Below are 23239 nucleotides of genomic sequence, written 5' to 3'. Positions count from 1 at the left end.
GGGCTCAAGCTAGGCGCGGCCCTGGGGTGAAAGGCTGATCGGGAAGGCGTCGCGTATGACGGCGTCGACAGTGGGACTGATGTGTGAGGGCCAGTGGTCAGCCAACGTGGCGGTCACCCGATCATGCGCGACATCGTGTGCAGCCCGGCTGCCTGCATCAGCCCAGTCTTCGGGAGTATCCCGGTTGCTCACCAGCGGGTACAGGTACTCGGTCTCCATGAGCTCGAGCGTCTGCGTTGAGCCGAGGAAGTGCCCTGGACCGGCGATGACTTCGGCGATGAGATCGGCCGACAGGGTGTCAGCGTTCACCTCGATGCCTCGAACGGTGCGGTTGATGGCGCCCAACATGTCGTTGTCAATCACCAGTGCTTCGTGCGAACACGCCAGCAGGCTGGCCAGCATCCCTGCCGACTCGTAGACGATGTTCGCTCCGGCGTGTGCGGCCAGCCCCACGTTCAGACCCTTCTCGTAGCCAGCCTGGGCGTCATTCACCTTGGAGTCCGTCATGCCCGCCGCCACGCCGGTGGGCAGTCCGAGCCAGTGGCCGACTTGGGCCGCGGCGGCGTTGAGGATGCCTTCCTCGCCCGATCCCCCGCTCATGGCTCCCGTGCGCAGGTCGGACACGAACGGCCACAAGCCCAGCAAGCATGGATGCCCGGGCGACAGCAGGTTCACGAAGGTCAGCCCGCCAAGGCACTCTGCCAGCGCCTGTGCCAGTGCGCCTCCGAGCGCCGCGGGCGCGGTAGCGCCGGCTTGTAGGGCCGAGAGCAGGTTGATCGGCATGCCTGTGCGCACCTGTGCGACCAGGCACCTCGCCGAATCGTGTGCGAAGCGCAGCGGGGGCACGACGAAGGTGTTGTTCGCAGCCATGAACGGACGCTTCGCAAACTCGCCCGGGCCACCAAGCACGAGGTCGAACATCTCGACCGATTCGTACACCCAACGTGGGTCGAACCACGAGGATCCGCCCGGTTTCGTGGTGCTGCACATCACTGCGTATGCCGTGGTGATGTCAAGGTCACGGGTTTCGGGCAGGTCGCGGGCCACGACTGTGCGCACGTAGAAGTGCAGGTTGTCGAGCGTGTCGACGAGACGGCCGCAGTCGTACACGTCCTGCGCCACCGAGTGCCGGAACGTGCGGGTGACGTGGTCGTATATGAGCACCGCCGCGCCCGAGGTGCCGAAGTAGACGTGCTCGCCGCCCACGTGCACCGACTGGTCGTCGTCGAAGCCGTGCCAGATCCACTCTTTGGCCGCTGTGGAAATGGCCCGCTCGACGATGCCACGGGGCAGTCGCAGGCGACCGTTGTCGTCCACCCAGCCGCCGAGGGGCGTCGCCGCTTCAACGAACTCGTCGAGCGGCTCGCCCATGCCGATGTCTTCGAGCAGGGACAGGGCCGTCTCGAACACCTGCTGCATATCGGCATCGGTGAGCGGCTTGAAGCGGCCGGCGGGCAAGCCGGGCCGAACTGGACGGCGATCAGCTTCGGGAACGGCCTCGCGTATGGCGATGCGTCCCGCTCGGCCACCGCCGCGGCGTCTCCGCGGCGCCTCAGCGGCATCCGATGGTGCATCTGTGTCAGCCATCTTCAGGAGCACCTCCTGCGGCACGTTGTGTTGCGAGTGGAGCTGGACGCCAGGTCCTTGAGATTCAGGGAAAGCGATGCGGTCGCGCTGCCATGACGGCTCAGGCGCGTAACGCCGTGTTGCGGGGGTCGTAGGCGGCCTCAGCGAGCACGGTGGCGGTGCGGCGCTCGCCGAGCAGGTCGAGTTCGAAGGTGCTGCCGGATGCTTCGAATCGGGGATCCACATACACGAAAGCGAGGCTGCGGCCCACGGTGTGACCCCAGGCGCCGCTCGTGCCAATGCCCATGGGCTCGTCGCTGCCCGGCGCGAACGCCGGCTCGTTGCCGCGCACCTCGTTGTCGGTGGCGTCCACCTCGCAATACACGAGCACCATCGACAGCGACTCGCCGCGATCTTCGGATTCGCGGCGCGCCGCGGCGGCGTCGCGACCGACAAACGGCCGTTGGTAATCAACGAAACGTCCGAGGCGCGCCTCCACCGGAGTGATCTCGGTGGTCAACTCGCTCCCCCACGCCTTGTACGCCTTCTCGATGCGCATGACGTTCATGGCGTAGCTGCCGAAATGCACTAGGCCGTGCGGGCTGCCGGCTTCTGCGACGGCGTCGTAGAGCCGGCCCAAGTCACCCATCGGGCAATGCAGTTCCCAGCCCAATTCGCCGACGTAGGACACCCGCAGCGCGATGACGGGCACTCCCGCCACGGTGATCTGTTGGGCTGTGAGCCAGCTAAACGCGTCGTTGCTGAGGTCGGCGTCGGTCAGCGGCGCAAGCACGTCGCGCGCTCGCGGACCGGTGACACCCAAGATGGCGGTGTCGTCGGTTGCGTCACGCACGCTGACCTGCTCATCGGAACCAATGTGGTCACGCAGCCAGTCGAAGTCATGGCTCTGGCCCATGATCGCGGACGCCAGCCAGAACCGGTCCGGCGCCAGGCGTGCGATGGTCATCTCGCTTTCGATGCCGCCCAGCGTCGTGAGCATGTGTGTCAGGCGGATTCCGCCGTCACGCCCCGGCAGTCGATTGGCCGACAGCCGATCCAGCAGGGCGGCGGCGTCGGGTCCGCACACTTCGAACTTGGCGAACGCGCTGAGGTCAGCAACGCCGACACGCTCACGCACACCTCGCACCTCGGCGCCCACCACGTCGTGCGCGTTGGAACGGCGGAACGAGTGGGCCTCCGGGCTGCCGTCGGGCGAGAAATACTGCGGGCGCTCCCAGCCATAGATCTCCTGCCATTGCGCACCCAAGGCATCGAAGCGCTCCCACAGCGGAGTGCTCTTCACCGGTCGGCCGGCGGCGCGTTGCTCGCCAGGCAGCCGCACTTGGTACATCTCGTGGTACTCGTCGATGGCCTTCTCAAACGCGAACTGCGACTTGGGGCCGGTGTGGTCGCCGAAGCGGCGCGGGTCCATGGCGCGCACATTGATGTCGGTCTGGCCGTGGACTATCCACTGCGCCAGGAACCTCCCGGCGCCGGGGCCCTGGGTGATGCCGATGGACGCACCGTTGCAGTGCCAGTAGTTGCGCACTCCCGGTGCCGGCCCCATCAGGTATCCCGAGTCAGGCGTGTGGGTGATCGGCCCTGACACCACCTGCTTGATGCCGGCTTCGGACAGGGCGCCGATGCGCTGCTGCGCGAAGTCCAAGCACTCCTCCAAGACGTCGAGATCCTGACCGGGCAGGTGGAAGTGCAGGTCCCAGTCGATGCCGTCAATGCCGTACGAGCGTGCGCCGGACATCTCATACGGCCCGATCAGCAGGCCGTCGATTTCCTGGCGGTAGTAGCAGGACGCGCGGGGATCGCGCACAACCGGCAGCTCGGCCTCGAGCGCAGCCACGGCCGGGACGGATTCGGTGACCAGGTACTGGTGGATGACCGACACGATCGGCACGTCAAGCCCGACCATCGCCCCCAGCTGCGGTGCGTAGTGCCCCGCGGCATTGACGACGTGCTCGCAATGAATGGTGTCCTGCTCGTCGTCGCCGTTCGACCCGTTGCGGCGCCGCCCCGGATCCGCGCCGCCGCGAACGATGGTCACATCCCAGGTGCCGTCTGCACGCTGGGACATGCCAGTTACGAGCGTGTGCCGCATGATCCGGCAGCCGAGATCGCGGGCGCCCTTGGCCATGGCGTTGGTACAACTCGACGGGTCGGTCCAGCCGTCGTTGGGGGTGTAGAAGCCGAGACGGACGTCGCTGAGGTCGGTCAGCAGCGGGTGCCGCTCGGCGATCTCATCGGGCCCGATGATGTGCGACTCGACGCCGATCTGGGTGAGCATGGCGTGGACGTAGTGGTGCCAGTCGGCCTCATCGGACGTGCGTGCCAACCGGATGGCACCGCAGCCGTGCCAGCCGGCGGAGAGCCCCGTCTCGGCTTCCAGCCGCGGGTAGAGCGCGATCGCTTCCTGGTGGCACTTCGCCATGTTCAGATCGCCGATGAAGTTCGGGATCAGCCCAGCGGCGTGCCAGGTCGATCCGGAGGTCAGCTCCCCCTTCTCGACCAGGATCGTGTCGGTCCAGCCCTCGTGCGCGAGGGCATACAGCAGACCGGCGCCCATTGCCCCGCCGCCGATAATGACGCATCGCGCTTGTTCACGCATGCTCAGTGATGCCGGGCCTGCTTAGCCATACACAGGTTCCCAATGATCCGGGCCAGACGAGAGCCGTACCTCCCGGTACCGGCCCCGTGGCATGCCGACGTGGTGCGCGCAAATTATCACCCCACCGCGCGCTGCTGCGCGCATTCTCGTCAGCTGGATTCAGGCGGCGAGTGATACTCCAACAACGAGGATTGACAGCGCATGGCAACGAACCGCACGTCGCAGACGCTGCCGTCGGCATCTTCGAGGCGAAGGGTCTCTTCGCCGACGGTGAAGTGGACCGCACCGGAGCTGAGGTCGCCGTTCACGGCGACGTTCGTCGTGTAGAGGTACGTCATCCCATCCCCGTCGAGAATCGGGTTGAGTCGGCCCTCGATGTTTGGCAGGTAGCCGGTCTGATCTTCGAAGATGACCGAGCCGCCACTGCTCAGCGGTGTCAACTCGACACTCAGCTCACCTTCTGCCGGAACCCAGCCCGTCGAGACATGGGCGCTCACACTCGGCCCGGCGACAAACACCGTCATCGGCAGGTCCGCAGTGTGCAGGTCCAAGCGAGCGACACCTTTGGCGTCGGTCGTCGCGGTGCGCCGTGTGCCGTTGGGAAAGAGCGCCAAGACATGTGCAGCGACGACCGGGTTGCCAGCACAGCCGACGAGGACTGCTGTCTCGGTGTCGAATCGCTCGAGTGCTGATGGAAACTCTCCGAGCGGCACTACGTCGACACCGGGTCGTGACTGTGCTGCCTCGCCGCCGAAGACGATCATTTGGGCCGTGATGTCAGGAACCGTTTGAGCAACACGGTCCAGCGGTCGGAACCAGTCCTGGGCGACGGTTGCACCCGACTTGACCTCAATGGCGCTGATGCCGCGGCCCGTCTCATACAGCAGGTCACACTCAAGGCCGCCCGACTCTCGGTAGAAGCTGAGCCGGGGATGATGTCCGCGGTTGTAGCCGTGCTTGAGGGCTTCAGCGACGACGATGTTCTCGAAGAGCTGGCCACGCAAAGGATGCGTCGCCACCTGATTGGCATCTCGAATCCCCAGCAAGTGGCTGGCGAGGCCGACATCGTAGAAATAGATCTTCGGCGACTTCACCAGCCGCTTTCGGATGTTGGCGAAGTGGGGTTCAAGCCGGAACGCGATGTAACTCCGCTCCAGAACGGTGAGCCAGTGCCGGACGGTCGTGTGTGTCACCCCGAGGTCTCCCCCGAGCGATGACAGGTTCACAAGCTGGCCGATCCGTCCCGCGCACAGCGCTGCGAAATGGCGGAACGTCGAGAGATCGCCAACACCGCCCATCCGGCGTACATCCCGCTCAACGTAGGTGTCGAAGTAGTCGGCCAGCACCTGTCGGGGCTCGAGACGCTGGTCGATGATGCGCGGATAGAAGCCGCTGTACACCAGCTCGTTGAGCGAATCGTCCCCGCCCGCGCGGCGACGCTCCTCGAAGGAGAACGGAAGCAGGCGCAGCTGCGCTATCCGGCCGGCCAGAGACTCGCTGACTGCCTCGTTGAGTTTGAAATTCTCGCTGCCGGTGAGCACGTACTGGCCGTTCGCCCCGCTGGCGTCCGCTGTCTCTTTGAGGTACGAGAACAAGGACGGCACATGCTGAACCTCGTCGATCACGGCAGGCCTGCCGAGATCACGGAGAAACCCTCGCGGATCGCGCTCGGCCCGTCCACGAATATCCAGTGCATCCAAGCTGATGTACTTGACATCTGAGGAGTCGAACACGGATTGGCAGAGCGTCGTCTTGCCGGATTGACGCGGCCCGGTCACCGACACGAACGGGTACTGCCCGAACAGGCGCAGTAGGCGATCAGTGATTTCTCGACGAATCATGGCTGCATCATACCTGCCGGGTTGTGCAATCTGAAAGCTCAGGTTTCAGATTGCACAACCCATGGAACAACTCCATCGGCGGCTCCGACCCACCTGTCGTGGCGATCGCCTAGGCTCGTCAAACTCATGAACACGGACCACGAAGCCGCGATGGCAGGTGTCGCGACAGTCGGGTGTCTGCTGCAGCTCGCTCTGGTGCCACTGGCTCTCGCCGCACGAGCAGCGAGACTTCTTGTACGGACAGTCCTTGGGCTGTTCACAAATCCAATCGGATGGGCGCTGCTGGCATTTATTGGAATCGGAATCGCCTTAGTCGCCAGCGGCGCTGCCAAGACGCTTGGAGTCCTTCTAATCATAGTGTGTTTCGGGTTGGCGCTGCTATTCAGTCTCGTTGTCGACTCTCGTCAGCGACGGGCAATGTACCTCGCCGTGGATGCATCAATTGCGGCCGAATACGGTGCTGACAGCCTCGCAGTTTTATTACTGAAGAGAGCCGAACAACTCAGTGGCAGGCAACTCATCGGCAGCTTCCCACATGGACGAAACGACAGCGGAAGTGTAGATCTTCTAGCGGATTCAGTCGGCTACCAGAGTTTCGCCGAAATGATCGGATTCGGTACACAGTCGAGGTCGACGAGTCAATGGGATATCGAGCTGCGCCTGAGCGAGGGCTCGATCGCCGGCTACCAACTGGAAACCCGCCCAGTCGTGGCAGGTGATGAATTGGCGGCGCTGCTGCGGGGCGTTGCGGAGCACTGGCCCGAATTGGAGATCACCGGTATCGCCGTAGGAACAGGAATCACGCTCTTTGTGTCAGCGAACGGGCCAAGCGGCGATGCGAGCGGCAGTGTGAGCGTGATAACAAGCACGCTGCAGGAGGACTCCCTGACACTGTCCTACAAGGACACGCAATCGAGTTTCAGGTATCCCGACTGCTTCATCTCGCTTGAGAGACCTTGGCACCCAGCACGGGATGCATCTCGAGCACCGGCATACAAGCGCAGGGGGTCCCTCACCGCGAGACCGCCGCCGTGGCTCTGACGACAATGGAGTTCTAGGCTCTTCGCGATTTTTTGGGATGACGGTGGGTTGGGGGTCCTTGGGTAGGGGTCGAGGCCCTGCTGGGTTCGGTGTTTGCAGGCGCCGAGCCCTGGAGGGCCTCGATGGCGAGAGATGTTGTGTCGGTGCGGCTGTGGCTGGCGCAGGTGCGGGTGCTGGGGGTGTTGGTCGACTTGCCCGAGCGGCTGGCGGTGGGGGTCGTCTCGACAGTGCTGGGTCCGAAGTGGCCGCGCTGCGCGACGCCGAGCGGGCGGGTGCATGACCGCCGCGACAACAAGGTGCGCGATCTGGAGGTGTCGGGTCGGCCGGTGACGCTGGTGTGGCAGCGGCGGCGGCTGGTGTGGGGGCCGTGCGGCGGTCGGTTCTGCGAGGACCGCCCGGCGTTCGAGGGCCGTCTCACGGCCCGGCTGGCCCGTCGTGTGGTCCAGGACGCGCGGGCGATGACGGTCAACGCGGCGGCCCGCCGCCGCCGGCTGGGCTGGGATCTGGTCAATGCGCTGGTGGTCGCCTATGCGGGGCTGGTCGCGGACCGCCGCCGGCGGCGAAGATGCCGGCTGCTTTTGGTGGAGGGGACCTCGATCCGCCGTGGGCACCGGTACGTGACGGTGCTCGTGAACGGCGACACCGGCGAGGTGCTCGCGATGGTGCCCCACCGCAACGCCCAGGCGCTGTCGGGGTTCCTGGCCTCCCAGGGGCACAGATGGTGCAAGGGCGTGAAGGTCGTGGTGTCCGACGGCTCGAAGCCATACAAGGCAGCAATCGAACGGCGGCTCGGCCGCGCCCGCCACGTGCTGGACCGGTACCGGGTCATCAGATGGTTCGCAGCGGGGCTGACCGCGGTGCGCCTCGACGGCCTCTTCGCCGCCCACCCGAGGCTCAAGGCTGCATGGGCAGCGCTCGGCGAGCTGCACGGCCTCTACCTCGCCAAGGACCGAAAAGGCGCCCTCGAAGCGCTCGACCGGTTCGCGGACATCTACCGCACCGGCCAGATACCCGAGTTCAGCGACATCGTCGACACGTTCCTCGCCTGGCACGAGGAAATCCTCGACTGGCACCGAGCCCGACGGCCCCCCAACGGCCGAATCGACCGGACCAACAACCTGCCGCAGGTCCTGCGCCGCAAAGCCCACCGATTCACCAACTACGCCAACTTCGAAGCCCGCGGCATCCTCATCACACAGCCTGACAACACCGAGCCCAGCAGCCCGATCCCACAAAACCGCGAAGGCTCGAGTTCTATGTATCCGCTGTCGAGTAGGGCTGGGGATCATCAACCCACACCCTGCGAAGTATCGTTCCCATCGACTCAAAGGGACCGATCCGCAAGCCCCAAGCCTGGAACAGCGTGCACAATGCTCGAAGGCCCGCCGAAGCGGGCCTTCGCCCAGCCACCGGAAGCGACTGGGGGGATATGGCCGCAGCGTACATCAGCCGCGTGACATCCGCTACATCTCTGGCTCGGCGCTGATCCCGACTCCGGCACGGCCATCCATTCAGTCGCGCCACTATGGCGTGGGTGCTCGGACCCGCATTTGCGTGCAATCTGAAACTTGAACTTTCGGATTGTGCAGTTACATGCGGACGCGCTGGTTGGTGGGGTCGTAGAAGCTGCGGATCGAGGGCGTGGCGGCGATGCGACGGCCGGCGATTTCGATGTCGAACTTGCCGGCTTCGAGCCAGGACTTGGTGACCGGCTGCGGTTCCGAGTCGGCCGCTGTCGGATGGGTCACGTAGCCCATCGCCAGGCAGCGGTCCTCGGTGTAGCTCCACATTGCCGAGGTGACCCGTCCCACGAGTTCGCCGTCACGACGGATCGGTTCGTCGTGGTAGGCGATCAGGTCGGGATCTTCCAGACGGAACTGCACCAGGCGGCGAGTGCGCGGCTGGTGACGCTGCGCCTCCAGCGCGGCGCGGCCTATGAAGTCGCGTGGCTTGTCCCATGCGATCGCGAACCCGAGCCCTGATTCGAGCGGTGTGTCCTCGTCACTGATGTCGTGGCCCCAGTGCCGGTAGCCGCACTCAAGGCGCAGTGTGTTCATGGCGTGGTAGCCGGCGTGCGCCAACTCCAAACCGTCGGCGGTCTCGGCAGCGTCTCTCAACGCTTCGTACACCGCGACTGCCTGGGCGTTCGGCACGTACAGCTCCCAGCCGAGCTCGCCGACGTAGCTCATGCGTACCGCCAGCACCGGCGTCGGGCCCGCTGGCGTTGCAATGTCAATGTGGCGCGCAGTGCCGAACCCGAAGGACTCATTGTCGAGCGGCGCATCGGTGATCCGGCTGAGCATGTCCCTCGCTTGGGATCCCATGAGGCCGAGCACCGCCCACTCGTCGGTCACGTCGGCGATCTCGACATCTCTTCCCCGGCAAGCCCGCCTCAGCCATGCCCAGTCGCGTGTCTGGCTGGCAGCCGAGGTGACCACCCAGAATTCGTGACCGCCCAGTCGAGTGACGGTCAGGTCGGCTTCGATGCCGCCCCGCTCGTTGCACCACTGGGTGTAGACGGCGCGCCCGGCGGGCACATCCACCGAAGCCACGCTCAGCGTGTCGAGCACATCGAGCGCGTCGGGACCGTGCACTGTGAACTTGGCGAATGACGACTGGTCGAACAGTGCGACACCGTTGCGAACCGCGTCGCATTCCCGTCCTGCATTGTCGAACCAGTTCTGCTTGCCGTAGCTGTAGCGGTACTCGCGCTCCTGGCCGGGCTCGGCAAACCAGTTCGCCCGCTCCCAGCCGGCTGTCTCGCCGAAAACGGCACCGGCCGCATCCATTGCGTCGTGCAGCGCCGAGCGGCGCTGGCCGCGGGCGCTCGTGTACTGGAAGAACGGCCAGTGCATCGCATACAGCAATCCGAGGCTCTCGCTGATGCGCTCGGCCAGGTAGCCCTCGTCGGCTTGGAACGGCATGGCACGCCGGATGTCCACCGCTGAGAGATCCATCGGCGGATGCCGGTCAGCGATCCAGTCGGCGAGCACCCATCCGGCTCCGCCCGCGGACTGGATGCCGACAGAGTTGAAGCCCGCCGCCACGAAACAGCCGTCCACCTCGGGAGCCTCGCCGAGGTAGTACACGCCGTCGGGGGTGAATGACTCGGGACCGTTGAAAAAGAGCTGCACGCCGCAGTCCTCGAGTGCGGGCACACGGTGACAAGAGCGCTCGAACACAGGTCCGACGTGGTCCCAGTCCTCGTCGAGGGTGCCGAAGCTGAAGTCCCGAGGCACGCCGCCCAGGCGCCAGACCTTGGCCTCCGGTTCGAAGAAGCCGACCATGAGCTTGCCGGTCTCCTCCTTGAAGTACGAGAAGTTGCCGGGATCGCGCATGATGGGCGTCGTCGCATTGACGCCATCAAGTGGCTCGGTGACGACGTAGAAGTGCTCGCAGGCCTGCAGTGGGACGTTCACGCCGATCTGCGCAGCCAGATGGCGGGTCCACATGCCCGTGGCCAGCACCACCGTTTCGGTTTCGATGAGGTGATCGGCGGCTTCGTCCGCGCCGCCGTTCGCCGATTCAGTGCGCACACCGCAAATTGCGCCGTTGCGCGTCTCAAGGCCAGTCACCGCGACCCCTTCGACGATGCGGCAGCCGTGCGCTCGCGCCCCCTTTGCCAACGCCATCGTCACGTCAACGGGCGAGACCATGCCGTCATCAGGCAGGTACAGCGCGCCCACCAGATCGTCGGTGCGGATCAGCGGCCACATCTCCGAGAGCTCGTCCATGTCGATCTGCCGGGATTCGACGCCCATGGAGGCCCCCATCGAGGCACCTCGCAGGATCTCGTCCCAACGTTCTGCGTCCGCCGCCACCGAGATCGAGCCCGGCGCCCGGAAGCCCGTGGCCTGACCGGTCTCGTCTTCGAGCGCCTCGAAGAGCCGCACCGAGTACGTAGCGAGCTTGGTCAGGCTGTACGTCGCCTTGAGCTGCGCCGCCAACCCAGCCGCATGCCAGGTCGTGCCTGACGTGAGCTGGTTCTGCTCCAGCAGCAGCACGTCCCGAATGCCCCGACGCACAAGGTGGTAGGCGATCGCACAACCCACAACCCCACCGCCGATCACCACCACTTCGGCTTGGTCAGGCAGGCTGCGCCCCACAGTTTCTCTTGCAGTCGCCACTGGTTCAGATGCGTTCAAGCAAGTCGGGCGTCAAGTCGGCGACCGAGCGGACGCCGTTCAAGCGCATCGTTCGGGTCATCCCCTCGACGAAGTAGTTGAGCACCCAGTCCACTCCGGTCTCGCCGGCAGCACCGAGCGCATACAGATACGCACGGCCGATCATCGCCGAGTCGGCCCCCAGTGCCAGCGCCTTGACGATGTCGCTGCCTCGCCGGATCCCGCCGTCACAGATCACCTCACAGCGGTCGCCGACTGCCTCGCGAATCGCCGGCACGCACTCCACCGGGGACGGGGCCCCGTCGAGCTGGCGTCCCCCGTGATTGGACACGATCACGGCGTCGAGCTCGATGTCGGCGGCGATCTTCGCGTCGTCCGGCGACAGCACCCCCTTGAGCATCACGGGGCCGTCCCAGCGATCGCGGAACCACTCGATGTCGTCCCACGACAGCGACGGATCGAATTGGCTGTTGACGTAGTCGGCGAGGGCGACCGCATCGCCGCCGTCGCCGCCGCTCGTCCCCTCGCAATTGGAGAACTTGATCGGCTCGTTGCTCAAGAAGTCGAGCAGCCATCGTGGGTGCAGCAGTCCGTCGATGATCGTGTCAGGACCGAGCTTGGGCGGCAGGCTGAATCCGTGACGCACGTCACGCTCGCGGCGCCCCAGCACTGCCGTGTCGACCGTGATCATGATCGCCTCGTACCCGCAAGCCGCGGAACGTTTCAGCAAGTCGGCCATGAGCTCTCGGTCACGCCACACGTACACCTGGAAGAACTTGCGCCCCGAGCACACATCGGCCACTTCTTCGACTGAGCGCGTGCCCATCGTCGAGAGCGAGTACGGGATGCCGGCACGTTCGGCAGCCCGTGCCACAGCCAGTTCGCCTTGGGACTGGGCAATGCGGTCAAAGCCGGTCGGTGCGATGACCAGCGGTATCGGCACTGTCTTGCCCAGGACTCTGCCCGAGATATCCACGTCGGTCACGTCGCGCAGCACACGCGGCCGGAATTGCCAGCGGTGATATGCCGACACGCTGCGCTCGGCACTGACCTCGTCCTCCGCTGCCCCGTCGATGTAGTCGAAGCAGCCGCCGGGCATCCGGCGTTTCGCCATACGACGCAAGTCCGATACGTCTGCGGCGCGGATCAGGTGCCGCTTGTCCGCATCGCGTTCGAACTCGCCGAATTGCATGACGCTGCGGGCGGTCTCATAGGCCTGTGTGACCCATTTCGCCAGACCTGCCATGACATGCCTCCCCTCTGCTGGCCGCTCAGGGTCCCCACCAACTCATCGGCTTCGTCTTCTCAGCTTGAGGCCGACTCGATCGTGGACGCTCGTATTGGTTGCCTCCCGGTCGTACCGGGTGCGAACGAACTCTACGATGTGCCCGAACTTCCCAATGCCCGTTCCGCATGCATCGGAGACTGCGGTTCGGGCATCCGACTTTTCTCAAGCGAAGCGAAAGTGAGCCGACATGGCTGCTACCGCCGATCTCGCGGAGCGCTACCGGGCGATCATGCCCAGCTTCATCAGCCCGCTGTACGAACGGCCCCTCTCGATTGACCGCGGCGAGGGGAGCTACGTCTTCGACAATGAGGGCAATCGCTACCTGGACTTCTTCGGCGGGATCCTCACGACCATGATCGGGCACGCCAATCCAGTCGTGGTCGAGGCCGTGCAGTCCCAAGCAGCCAAGGTGATGCACACCTCGACGCTGTACCTGAACTCCGAGATGATCTCGTTCGCCGAGGAGGTCGCTGCGGTGTCGGGCATTCCCGACCCCCGTGTGCTGTTCACCACCTCGGGCAGCGAGGCCAACGACACCGCGATCCTGCTGGCCACCAACTACCGCAATAGCAACCAGGTGCTGGCGATGCGCAACAGCTATCACGGCCGCTCGCTCACGGCCCAGGCGATCACCAGCCACCGGGCTTGGTCGACAAGCAGCTTCAGCGGGCTCGACGTGCAGTTCGTCCAGGGCGGCTACCGGCTGCGCAGCCCCTTCAGGCATCTCGACGACGACGCCTTCACCAATGCCTGCGTGGAGGATCTCGTCCAGCTCATCGACATGACCGATTCAGGCGGCTTCTCGGCGCTCATCGCCGAGCCCATCCAGGGTGTCGGAGGCTTCGCCACACCGCCCGACGGCTTCTTCGGTGCGATGGGCAAGGTGCTGGCTTCGGAGGGGATCCTGTTCATCTCCGACGAGGTGCAGTCCGGCTGGGGACGCACCGGCGAGCATTTCTGGGGTTACGAGGCCCACGGCATCACGCCCGATGCGATCACCTTCGCCAAGGGCGTCGGGAATGGCATCACCCTGGCGGGCATCGTTGCCCGGGCCGAGCTCATGAACTGCCTCACCCGCAATTCGATCACTACCTTCGGCGGGAATCCGCTTTCGACCGCCGCGGGCCGGGCCACCCTGCGTTACCTGCTCGAGAACAATCTGCAGGCCAATGCCGCTGCCCGCGGGGCGCAGATGCACGAACGCCTGGCTCCCGTGTGCGACGCGTCGCCGCATGTCGCGGAGCTGCGCGGCAAGGGACTGATGCAAGGCCTCGAGTTCTGCCACCCGGGCAGCATCGAGCCCGACGCCGCGACCACGTCGGCAGTGCTGGAGTCCGCCAAGGACCGCGGCCTGCTCGTGGGCAAGGGCGGCCTCTACGGCAACGTCATCCGCATCACGCCGATGATGAACGTGACCGAAGCAGAGATGGATGAGGGGCTCGACCTCCTCGTCGTCGCCATCGAAGCGCTCGACTGAGAGCAGGCGCTCGTCAGTCGAAGCTGATCGAAACCTTCAGCGCGCCAACTTCGTGAGGTTCGTGCGCGAGCCGGAACGCGTCGCCGATGTCGCTGACGTCGAAGACGTAGCTGAGCAGTGGCGACACGTCGATGTCGCCCGAGGCGATCAGGCGTAGCGCCTGGCGGAAGGACATGGAGCCGGGCTCGTCCTGGGCCCCGTACGTGCTCGCCGCGGACAGCCGCTTGCGGAAGAACTTCTGGAAGCGCACGTGGATGTTGTCGTCGGTGGACGGCAGCCCGAACCACAGCAGCTGACCGTCCATGCGCACGAGCTCGACCGAGTCCAGGAACGTGTCCGCGCGCCCCACAGCTTCCACGACGTAGTCGGCGCCGCGGCCGTCGGTCATGTCCTTGATGGCCTCGATGACTCCGGCGTTGCCGAGCTCGGCGGCATTCAGGCACTCGTCCGCGCCGTAGGCCTCTGCGACAGCCAGGCGCGCCGGCGAGAGGTCGGAAACGATGACCCGCTCGGCACCGGCCCGCTTCAACAGGTAGGTGAAGAACAATCCAGCCGATCCCTGTCCCATCACGACGACGGTCTCGCCGGACACGTCGCGGGGATGCTGGCGCATGGCGTAGATGACCGTGCCGAGCTGCTGGCCCATGAGCAGGTGCGAGCGGGGCACATCGCTCGCCGGAAGCGGAACGTAGTAGCCGGAGTTGATCCGCTGAAATGCGTTGAAGCACTCGCCCACCGGCGGATTCGGAAAGGTCAGTACATGCGTGCCCTCCGGAAGGCCTGACGCTCGGCTCTCGACCACCATGCCGATGCCCTCGTGTCCCGGGAAGCCATGCGGGCACGGCGGGCGATGCGCAAGGCCGGCCCCCATCATCACCATGTGCAGATCGCTGCCGCAGATAGAAGCCATCTCGGACCGAATGAGCACGTCGTAATTCACCGCTGTCATGCCCAGGGCGGCATCGGGCCTCGAGGACGGCGCGGCGTCTGAGGAGGCCTCGTCCAGAGGTGGCACGGGAATCTCTTCGCATTCCATGCGTCCGATGTCGACCATCCGGCCGGCCTTCATCATTTCCATCGGCTTGCTCGCTCCTCGCCTGCCGTTTGGCTGCAGATCATTCTCATCGGTTCGGCGAATACTGGCTCATGAACGCTCGGCCGTCCGCGGTGCCGACGCGCATTCCGGCCGCGGCAGGCGCATCGGGGCAAGTTAGCTGGCAGGCTGTGCGGCGATGAGTGTGCCGGTGGCTACCGCTGAGCGCAGCCAGCGGTCCCTTCGGGGCTGGGTTGTGCTGACCGGCGTCTTCGGGGTGATGATGATCACCTCGGGCATGGTGTTCTATGCCCTCGGCGCCTTCTTGGATGCCTTCGTCGACGAGCAGGGCTTCAGCACCAGTCTCGCGGGCGCAGGCGTGGGCGCCTTCTTGCTGGCATCAGGTCTGTGCGGGTATTACACAGGCAAGCTGGTTAACCGCTTCGATGCTCGCTGGGTGATCACGGCGGGCACTGCAGTCAGCACCGTCGGCATGGCACTCCTCGCACAAGTGCAGTCTGGCTGGCAGATGTTCGTCGTGATGACCATCTTCGGCATCGGGTTCGGACTCTGCGGTCTGGTGCCGACTACCACGTTGGTGACGCGCTGGTTCGAGCGTCGCCGCTCGGTGGCGATGGCAATCGCCTCCACCGGTCTGTCGCTCGGCGGCATCATCCTGCTGCCGCAGCTCAGTCAACGCATCGAAACCGAATCGTTGGTCTACTGGGCGCCCCGATTCGCGCTGGTGTACTGCGTCCTGCTGCTGATCTCGACGTGGTTCTTCATTCGAGCATGGCCCAAAGACGTGGGACTACGGCCCGACGGTGCGCGGCAGGCCAGCGATTCGGGCGGAGCCCCCGATTCTCCACCGCCGGGAATGCCCTACCAGCAGGCCATCCGCACTCGGTTCTTCATCTTCACTGCCATCGGATTCGTGCTGGTGATGAGCAGCCAAGTCGGGGCCATCCAGCACATGTACAAGTTCGCCGGCGACCGCTTGGGATTCGAGGCCGCTGGTGCGGGTGCGGTGCAGCTGCTGGCGGGCACCAGCGTCGTCGCGAGGATCTGCGGCGGCGTTGCAGCCCTGAAGGTGTCGCTGCGTTGGCTCACGATGGTGCTGATGGTGGTGCAGGTCGTGGGGCTGTGCCTGCTGGCTGTTGCTGGCAGCGGCCTCGCCATCTTGTTCGGCGTGTTGGTGCTCGGCAGTGCCATGGGCAACCTGCTGATGCTTCATCCGCTGATCCTGGCCGACGCTTTCGGCGTACGGGACTATCCGCGCATCTACGGCTTCGGTTCACTGCTGATGGTGTCCGGCCTGGCCGGTGGGCCGTTCCTCACCGGGGTCCTCAACGATGCGTACAGCTACCGGTCCGCGTTCTTCGCTTTGGCAGCGATTGCCGTGGTGGGTCTGGTCGTCTACAGCTTCGCCGGCAACCCGGCCCGCGACTACCTGAGTGCACGCGCACCGCGACCAGTCCAACGTGTCGAGCCGGCGCGCGTCGTAGCCCGTCCGCCATCCGCCGCTCCCCAAGCAGTGCTCGCGGCCTCGCGCAACGGTGTGCCCGCCGGTCGCGCCGCAGTGCTCGCAGGAGCGAAGGCGAACGGTGCATCACCCGGAGCGCCTCAGATCCAGCCAGGTCGGGCACCCGAGGTCTGGTCGGTCGACCCCGCCTGAATCCGGGCTCGGCGCCCAAATTTCAGCGTCCGTGCCGGCGATGTGGCAGATGCAGCCTCGCTCGAAGCTGCGCAGCCAGATCAGGGGCGGAAAGCGATCGGGCGCGCCACAAGCTGAGCCGGCCGGCTGACGATTCGATAGGCGCCCTCGATCCACTCGCAAATCAGTCGACGAGTCTCGCGTGGGTCGATCATCTCCTCGATCTGGAAGCGGTTGAGCGGACCGATCGGGCCACGCGCGGCTTCGATGCGCGCCTCCAGCTCCGCCCGCAGCGCCACCGGGTCTTCAGCCTCGGCCAGCTGCCGCTTGTAGGCAGCCTCGATGCCGCCCTCGGGCGGGATGCCCCCGACATCTGCGGCCGGCCAAACCACCCGGGCGTTGTGTTGGCGCCGTGGCGTGGCGTAGTTGTTGCCGGCCACGCCGAAGCTGCGCCGCATGAGCACAGTGAAGATCGGCACCGTGGCCTGGGCGAACGCCGTCATCCACGTCGCACCCTTGCGGATCGTCCCGGTGATCTCGTGCTCGACCCCGACCGCGAAGCCGGGGTTGTCGCACAGGTTCAGTATCGGCACATGAAAGAGGTCGCACAGGTCGATGTGGCGGGTCAGCTTGTCGCAGCCGTCGGCAGTCAGTGCGCCGCCGTTGGGATGGCGGCTGTCCGACGCCAGCACCCCCACCGGGTGCCCGTTGATGCGTGCGAACCCGACCACCTGGTCAGTGCCCCACAGCGGACCGATCTCGAAAAACGAGCCGCGGTCACAGATCAGCTCGATGCCGCGGCGCATGTCGAACGTGGTGGTGCGCTTTCGGGGAATCAGCGTCAGCAGCTCGTCTTCACGCCGATCCGGCGGATCATCGGGGTCCGGCCGCAGCACGGGTGGCGTCTCATACACCGACGACGGCAGGTACGAAAGGAACTGTCGCACCAGCTCGGCTGCCTCCTCCTCGGTCTCGGCCAGGTTGTCCACCGAGCCGTTCGTGCAGTGGATGCGCCAGTCGCCGAGGTCTTCCTTGGAAATGTCGTAGCCCATCGCGTGGCTGACGACCGGCGGTCCTGCCACGAACAGCTGCGAGATGTCGCGCACCATGACGGCGAAGTGGCCCAGGACGGCCTTCGCGGCTCCGATGCCGACCACGCTGCCGAGCAGCATGTTGACCACCGGCACCGTGGCGAGCTGGGTGGCGTACTCGGTGCTGCCCAAGTGCGAAGGCAAGAACGAACCGCCGCCTCCACTCACCCGCGGGCGCCCGGCTTTGATGGCGCCAGAGCTCTCCTTGGCCGTGCTTTCCCCATCCTTGCGTTGCTCGGGCACCATCGAGGCAACGCTGCCACCGCCCGAAGAGCCATCGAGGAGCCGGATCGACGGCACCCCCAACTCGGTCGAGAGCAGGTCGAGGTGGAAGCTCTTGGCGCCGATTGCCCCGTCGGCATGGCCGCCGCGCGAGGTGAAGTCGTCTGCACAGACCACCACGCCTCGGCTCTCGATCGTGCCGGTTCCGCCGACGTGATTCGCGGGTGTGAACGCTGCGATCTCGCCATCGTCGTCGTAGGAGGCAAAGCCCGCGAGGCTGCCGACTTCGCGGAAGGAGCCCTCGTCGAGCAGCAGCCGGATGCGGTCCCGGCAGTGCAGCTTTCCCCGGCTGCGCTGGCGCACCACACCGGGCTCGTCCGAGTCGGGCCCCAGGCGTTTCTCCGCCAACCGCCGCAGGGTTTGCACCTCATCAAGCAGCGGTTCCCAGCCGCTGCGCGCCGCTTCTGCGGCCGCCGGTGTGCCCGACAAAGCCGTCGCAGTCACTACCGCGAGCACGTCGCCCGCGGCCAGCTGGTCGCCAGGCTGCAACTCACGCAGAGCTGTGATCGTGCCGGCGCTAGGCGCGGTGACCTCGGTCTCCATCTTCATGGCCGACAGCACCACGAGCGCCTGCCCTGCTGCCACAGCGTCACCTGCGCTTACCCGCACCTCGACGACGCTGGCGGGAAGTGGGCTGGAGACTGCTACTTCATCGTCACCGAGTTCGCGGTCCGGCCATGTCGATGGCGGCAACGCCGGCATAGCGGCAGGCGCAGCAGCGGGGTGTGGCAACGCTGGCTCCAAGAGGGCGGCGCGGCGCGAAGCGTCGCCGCCACCCATGCCGTTCGGACTGCCCGACGCTCCGCTTTGCGCCGTCACCATTTCGGCCAACAACGTGGTGCGTGCGTCGCCATTGCTCACCGCCGGATGGTCCAGGATCTCGCGGAGCTGGCCGATATTCGTGGGCAGCCGACCGATGTGGAAGTCGGCCAAGGCCGATGAAGTGCGGGCCACCGCGGCTTCGATGGTGTTCCCGGTAGCGATGACCTTGGCGAGCAGGGGGTCGTAGTACGGCGGCGGCGCGTAGCCGGAATACCCGGCGGCGTCGACTCGCACACCCGCCCCGGAGGGCTCCTGGTATGCCGAGATCGCACCCGATCCAGTTGCCACCACACGGGCCTGCACCGCGTAGCCGCGAGGCTCGGCGGTGCCAGCCGCGCCGATGCCCACCGCTGCGAGCGTTTCGCCGGCGGCGATGCGGAACTGAGCTTCGACGAGATCAACGCCGGTGACCTGCTCGGTGACGGTGTGCTCCACCTGGATGCGGGGGTTGCACTCGATGAAGTAGTGCTCGCCAGCTTCGGGCGAAACCAGGAACTCCACCGTGGCCGCATTCACCAGGCCCGCCTCGGCGGCGAGTCGGACGGCGTCGGCATGAAGCTGTGCCCGCAGTTCAGCACTGAGCCCATGGGCAGGGGCGATCTCGATGACCTTCTGATTGCGCTGCTGGACCGAGCAATCCCGTTCGTAGAGATGCGTCACATTTCCGTGATGGTCCGCCAGCACCTGCACCTCGATGTGGCGCGGCCGGTTCACGAGACGCTCCACGAACACAGTGCCGTCGCCAAACGCTGCGGCGGCCTCGCTCGAGCATCGCCCGAACGCCTCGTCGATGTCCTCGATGCGCTCCACGGCGCGCATGCCGCGACCGCCCCCGCCGGCAGCGGCCTTCAACATGACCGGCAATCCAATCGCTGCGGCCGCGCCGGCTGCGGCAGCCGCGTCGGCAACAGCACCCGGCGATCCCCCCACGACGGGAATGCCAAGGGAAGTGGCCAGGGCCCGAGCGCGGATCTTGTCGCCGAAGAGCTCGAGCGTGCTCGCTGCCGGGCCGACGAATGCGATCCCTGCCTGAGCACATGCATGAACGAACGCTGCGTTCTCAGCAAGGAATCCATAGCCCGGGTGAACGCAGTCGCAGCCGTGCTCGCCTGCGATCCGCAGCAATGCGGAGATGTCCAAGTACGCAGCCACCGGGTCGCTGCCGGGCAATGGAGCAACGTGGTCCGCGGCTACCAGGTGCAGTGAGCGCTCGTCGACGGGCGCGTAGACGGCAACCGACTCGATGCCCAGTGCGTCAGCAGCCTTGGCAATGCGGATGCCGATCTCGCCGCGGTTGGCGATGAGGACCCGGTCGAAGCTCACGATTCCCCCTGGCTCAGCGCCGTACGCGCTGTCGGTGTGGCGATTGTGGCCGCTGTGGCACATCGCCGCACAGGAACCGGGGTATCGCACAGCACGAGTCGCGCCCCACGATGCGAGACTGGCGAGATGGAGATTTACGACGTCATGCGCACCACGTTCGCCGCCCGGGACTTCACCGACGACGAAATCACCGACGAGATGCTGTACCGCATCTTCGACAACGCCCGCTTCGCGGCCAGCGGCGGCAACCGCCAGGGCTGGAAGGTCATCGTGGTGCGCGACCCCGCACGCAAGAAGCACTTGGGCGAGTTGTGCTACCCGGCGATGCGCGTCGCAGCGGCCCAAGTGAAGGCTGGCGAGGTCTACTGGCAGAGCTACAGCCCCTCAGCGGTGAACATCGCCGAAGCGATGAACGACGAGTCGCTGAAGTTTCCGCTCCCGATGTTCCGGCACATGGACCAGGTGCCGGTGGTGCTCGTGATCGTCGTCGACCTGCGCGTGGTTGCTTCCATAGATAAGGAGCTCGACCGCGTCGGTGTCGTGAGCGGCGCCTCGATCTACCCGTTCGCGTGGAACATCCTGCTCAGCGCCCGCAATGAAGGTCTCGGTGGCGCGATGACCACGCTGCTGTCGGCATCCGAGCCCGATGCCAAGGAATTCCTCGGCCTCGAGGACTGGGAGGCGGTGTGTGGGCTGCTTCCGATCGGCAAGCCGACCAAGCAGCTCACCAAGCTCAGTCGCAAGCCCGTCGAGCAGTTCGTCGTTCGCGAGCGCGGCGACGGCGAGGCATTCACGCTGTAGCGCGCCCGCGTCGGCCCCGCTGTCGCGGATCTGCGGGGTCGCCTCAGTCATACGGGCACGAGGAGGTACCGATGGCCATTGATTTCAGCTTGAGTCCAGAACTCGAGAAGCTGCGCGCTCGCATCGCGGACTTCATCGACGCAGAGGTGCGCCCCGTCGAGGGCAGCATCGACGCGGAACGGCTCGAAGAAACCGATCGCGACGCGTACGTGACGGCGCTGCTGGGCATGCGCAAGCGCGCACGCGAGGAACACCTGTGGCTGCCGCACATGCCGACCGAATGGGGCGGCATGGGCCTCGGCCACGTCGAGATGGCGATGGTGCAGGCCGAGGCTGCCAAGACCCGCTTCGGTTCGTGGGTGCTGAACTGCCAGGCGCCCAACGAGGGCAACATGCACACGCTGCTGCACTGGGGCACCGACGACCAGAAGCAGCGCTACCTGGCGCCGCTGTGCGAGGGCCGAGCCGAGTCGTGCTTCGCGATGACCGAGCCCGAGGTGGCCGGATCAGATCCGACGCTCATCCAGACCCGCGGCTATCCCGACGGCGACGAGTGGGTGCTGAACGGCCACAAGTGGTTCATCTCGAACGCACACCGGTCGAAGTTCGCGATCCTCATCGCCCGCACCGAGGACAATCCGGATATCCCGCAAGCCGGCAACTCGGCGTTCATTGTGGATCTACCGGCCGACGGCTGGACCGAGGTGCGCCAGATCGAGACCATGCACGGCTCCACCGGTCACAGCGAGATCCTGATCGAGGACTTGCGTGTCGGCGGGGGCCAGATGCTGGGCGGGCGCGGCCAGGGCCACCTGCTGGGCCAGTACCGGCTCGGGCCAGCGCGGCTGGCGCACTGCATGCGCTGGATCGCCCAGGCCCAGACTGCACTCGACATGATGGTCGACCGGTCGCTCAACCGGTTCTCTCACGGCTCGCTGCTTGCCGAGAAGCAAGGCATTCAGTGGATGATCGCCGACAGCACGGTGGAGCTGTACCAAGCGAAGCTCATGGTGCTGCACGCGGCCTACAAGGTCGATCGCGCCCAGGCCGGACACGGAGACGACTTCAAAGCCGAAGTCTCGATGGCGAAGCACTTCGTAGCGAACATGCTGGGCCGGGTCATCGACCGCTCGATTCAGGTGCACGGCGCGCTCGGCTACTCCACCGATACGCCGTTGGCGCATATGTACCAGCACGCGCGCTGGGCCCGCTTTGCCGACGGGGCCGACGAGGTCCACCAGATGCGCATCGCCCAGCGAACCATCGCCGCCTACAGCGACACCAACAGCACCGCCGCAGCGACCGGCAACCTGCCGATCTGAGTGTGTTGCTGACGATGGACGTTCGATGAGCCGCGCAAAGAACGTCCGATGAGCGTCCTCGAATACTTGCTGGCAGCGTTGTTCGTCGCCGCCGGTGCTGGCACACAGGCGTGCATCGGCATGGGCATGGGACTCATAGCCGGGCCGGTGCTGGTGGTCATCGAGCCGACCGCGGTGCCCGGGCCGATGCTGATGATTGCGGGCGGCATCAATCTGCGCAACGCCATCGCGGACAGAGCCTCGCTGAACGCACCCGCTCTGCGGCGGCAGTTGCTCGCGGCACCGCTGGGTCTCGTCGGGGGCATGGCATTGCTGTCCGCGTTGAGCGATCGTGCGCTGGCAATTGCCGTGAGCCTGTTCGTGCTGTTGGCCGTTGCAGTCCAGGCGTTCGGGGTGCGGCCGCCCGAGGGCCAGCGAGCTGACTATGCCGCAGGGGCCGGCACTGCGTTCTCGTCATCGGTGGCAGCAGTGCCCGGTCCGGTGTACGCCGTCTTCGCCAGCCACTGGCAGCCTGCAGCGTTGCGAGCCACGCTGGCCACCTACATGCTCATTGTCGGCACGGTCATTATCAGCGCCCTAGCCGTCATGGGCGATTTCGGCCTCCGACAGCTCTGGCTCGGGCTGGGCCTGCTGCCCGCGGTGGCACTCGGCTTGCCGTTCGGAAGGTGGCTACGGCCGCGCCTTGCGGGACCACGCTTTCGGATGATCGTGCTCGCCGTCGCCGCAACCAGTGCGACGGTCGTGCTCATCCGCCAACTCGTCAACGGCTGAGCACGCCCGCGGCGGCGGGGCTGCTGACAGGACCAGGGGTTTTCCGGACCCGAAGCTGGCTTTGGCACCGGCGTAGTGGCCGGGGCGATGGCCTGCGCCCCCTGATGAGTCGCGCATACCCGACTATCGAGAGCCGGTATGCGCTGAATTGCTGCCGCTGCCGCTGGAATCGGGCACACTGGC

The 23239-nt window shown here is 65.9% G+C and carries 14 protein-coding genes; 7 read left to right on the top strand and 7 right to left on the bottom strand.

Annotated features, from left to right (window positions below):
• Window positions 1-9 precede the first annotated feature (9 nt).
• The 3 genes from ACOCMM_RS04000 to ACOCMM_RS03990 form a co-directional block, all read right to left on the bottom strand.
• The gene (locus tag ACOCMM_RS04000) at window positions 10-1587 is read right to left on the bottom strand and encodes a trimethylamine methyltransferase family protein (RefSeq protein WP_419551900.1); all 1578 of its coding nucleotides are present in this window, start codon (window positions 1585-1587) and stop codon (window positions 10-12) included.
• Between the two features lie 100 nt (window positions 1588-1687).
• Window positions 1688-4186, bottom strand: coding sequence for an FAD-dependent oxidoreductase (locus ACOCMM_RS03995; RefSeq protein WP_419551899.1), 2499 nt, complete (start codon window positions 4184-4186; stop codon window positions 1688-1690).
• A gap of 149 nt (window positions 4187-4335) precedes the next feature.
• Complete coding sequence (locus tag ACOCMM_RS03990) at window positions 4336-6027, bottom strand: ATP-binding protein (RefSeq protein ID WP_419551898.1); 1692 nt, start codon at window positions 6025-6027, stop codon at window positions 4336-4338.
• Between the two features lie 126 nt (window positions 6028-6153).
• Here ACOCMM_RS03990 and ACOCMM_RS03985 point away from each other — a divergent pair, with 126 nt between their 5' ends.
• On the top strand, window positions 6154-7068 hold the full coding sequence (locus tag ACOCMM_RS03985) for a hypothetical protein (RefSeq protein WP_419551897.1): 915 nt from the start codon (window positions 6154-6156) through the stop codon (window positions 7066-7068).
• A 122-nt stretch (window positions 7069-7190) separates the two neighbouring features.
• Entirely contained in the window at window positions 7191-8525 is a 1335-nt protein-coding gene (locus tag ACOCMM_RS03980) for a transposase (protein WP_419551896.1), read from the top strand.
• Window positions 8526-8657: 132 nt separating this feature from the next.
• Here the strand turns inward: ACOCMM_RS03980 and ACOCMM_RS03975 are convergent, their stop codons facing one another.
• On the bottom strand, window positions 8658-11195 hold the full coding sequence (locus ACOCMM_RS03975) for a GcvT family protein (RefSeq protein ID WP_419551895.1): 2538 nt from the start codon (window positions 11193-11195) through the stop codon (window positions 8658-8660).
• Between the two features lie 4 nt (window positions 11196-11199).
• The gene (locus ACOCMM_RS03970) at window positions 11200-12438 is read right to left on the bottom strand and encodes an alpha-hydroxy acid oxidase (RefSeq protein WP_419551894.1); all 1239 of its coding nucleotides are present in this window, start codon (window positions 12436-12438) and stop codon (window positions 11200-11202) included.
• A 229-nt stretch (window positions 12439-12667) separates the two neighbouring features.
• On the opposite strand from ACOCMM_RS03970, the gene ACOCMM_RS03965 reads away from it, so the two are divergent.
• Entirely contained in the window at window positions 12668-13957 is a 1290-nt protein-coding gene (locus tag ACOCMM_RS03965; protein ID WP_419551893.1) for an aspartate aminotransferase family protein, read from the top strand.
• Between the two features lie 13 nt (window positions 13958-13970).
• Here the strand turns inward: ACOCMM_RS03965 and ACOCMM_RS03960 are convergent, their stop codons facing one another.
• On the bottom strand, window positions 13971-15035 hold the full coding sequence (locus ACOCMM_RS03960) for a zinc-dependent alcohol dehydrogenase (protein ID WP_419551892.1): 1065 nt from the start codon (window positions 15033-15035) through the stop codon (window positions 13971-13973).
• Between the two features lie 166 nt (window positions 15036-15201).
• Between ACOCMM_RS03960 and ACOCMM_RS03955 the strand changes: the two genes are divergently transcribed.
• The gene (locus ACOCMM_RS03955) at window positions 15202-16665 is read left to right on the top strand and encodes an MFS transporter (protein WP_419551891.1); all 1464 of its coding nucleotides are present in this window, start codon (window positions 15202-15204) and stop codon (window positions 16663-16665) included.
• Between the two features lie 80 nt (window positions 16666-16745).
• Here ACOCMM_RS03955 and ACOCMM_RS03950 read toward each other — a convergent pair whose 3' ends face one another.
• Window positions 16746-20162, bottom strand: coding sequence for a carboxyl transferase domain-containing protein (locus tag ACOCMM_RS03950; protein WP_419551890.1), 3417 nt, complete (start codon window positions 20160-20162; stop codon window positions 16746-16748).
• A gap of 126 nt (window positions 20163-20288) precedes the next feature.
• Here ACOCMM_RS03950 and ACOCMM_RS03945 point away from each other — a divergent pair, with 126 nt between their 5' ends.
• From ACOCMM_RS03945 to ACOCMM_RS03935, 3 genes are all read left to right on the top strand, one after another.
• A complete protein-coding gene (locus ACOCMM_RS03945; RefSeq protein ID WP_419551889.1) occupies window positions 20289-20963 on the top strand; it encodes a nitroreductase family protein in 675 nt (224 codons plus the stop codon).
• Window positions 20964-21034: 71 nt separating this feature from the next.
• Window positions 21035-22285, top strand: coding sequence for an acyl-CoA dehydrogenase family protein (locus tag ACOCMM_RS03940; protein ID WP_419551888.1), 1251 nt, complete (start codon window positions 21035-21037; stop codon window positions 22283-22285).
• 48 nt (window positions 22286-22333) lie between these two features.
• The gene (locus ACOCMM_RS03935) at window positions 22334-23056 is read left to right on the top strand and encodes a TSUP family transporter (protein WP_419551887.1); all 723 of its coding nucleotides are present in this window, start codon (window positions 22334-22336) and stop codon (window positions 23054-23056) included.
• The last annotated feature ends 183 nt before the right edge of the window (window positions 23057-23239 follow it).

The organism is Candidatus Poriferisodalis sp. (assembly GCF_965198245.1).
Classification (GTDB): domain Bacteria; phylum Actinomycetota; class Acidimicrobiia; order Acidimicrobiales; family Poriferisodalaceae; genus Poriferisodalis.
This window is presented reverse-complemented; position numbering and strand designations above follow the sequence as displayed.

Coding starts and splice junctions, on each gene's coding strand:
- ACOCMM_RS04000 (WP_419551900.1), bottom strand. CDS start 1,587: ATGGCTGACACAGATGCACCATCGGATGCCGCTGAGGCGCCGCGGAGA.
- ACOCMM_RS03995 (WP_419551899.1), bottom strand. CDS start 4,186: ATGCGTGAACAAGCGCGATGCGTCATTATCGGCGGCGGGGCAATGGGC.
- ACOCMM_RS03990 (WP_419551898.1), bottom strand. CDS start 6,027: ATGATTCGTCGAGAAATCACTGATCGCCTACTGCGCCTGTTCGGGCAG.
- ACOCMM_RS03985 (WP_419551897.1), top strand. CDS start 6,154: ATGAACACGGACCACGAAGCCGCGATGGCAGGTGTCGCGACAGTCGGG.
- ACOCMM_RS03980 (WP_419551896.1), top strand. CDS start 7,191: ATGGCGAGAGATGTTGTGTCGGTGCGGCTGTGGCTGGCGCAGGTGCGG.
- ACOCMM_RS03970 (WP_419551894.1), bottom strand. CDS start 12,438: ATGGCAGGTCTGGCGAAATGGGTCACACAGGCCTATGAGACCGCCCGC.
- ACOCMM_RS03965 (WP_419551893.1), top strand. CDS start 12,668: ATGGCTGCTACCGCCGATCTCGCGGAGCGCTACCGGGCGATCATGCCC.
- ACOCMM_RS03960 (WP_419551892.1), bottom strand. CDS start 15,035: ATGGAAATGATGAAGGCCGGCCGGATGGTCGACATCGGACGCATGGAA.
- ACOCMM_RS03945 (WP_419551889.1), top strand. CDS start 20,289: ATGGAGATTTACGACGTCATGCGCACCACGTTCGCCGCCCGGGACTTC.
- ACOCMM_RS03940 (WP_419551888.1), top strand. CDS start 21,035: ATGGCCATTGATTTCAGCTTGAGTCCAGAACTCGAGAAGCTGCGCGCT.
- ACOCMM_RS03935 (WP_419551887.1), top strand. CDS start 22,334: ATGAGCGTCCTCGAATACTTGCTGGCAGCGTTGTTCGTCGCCGCCGGT.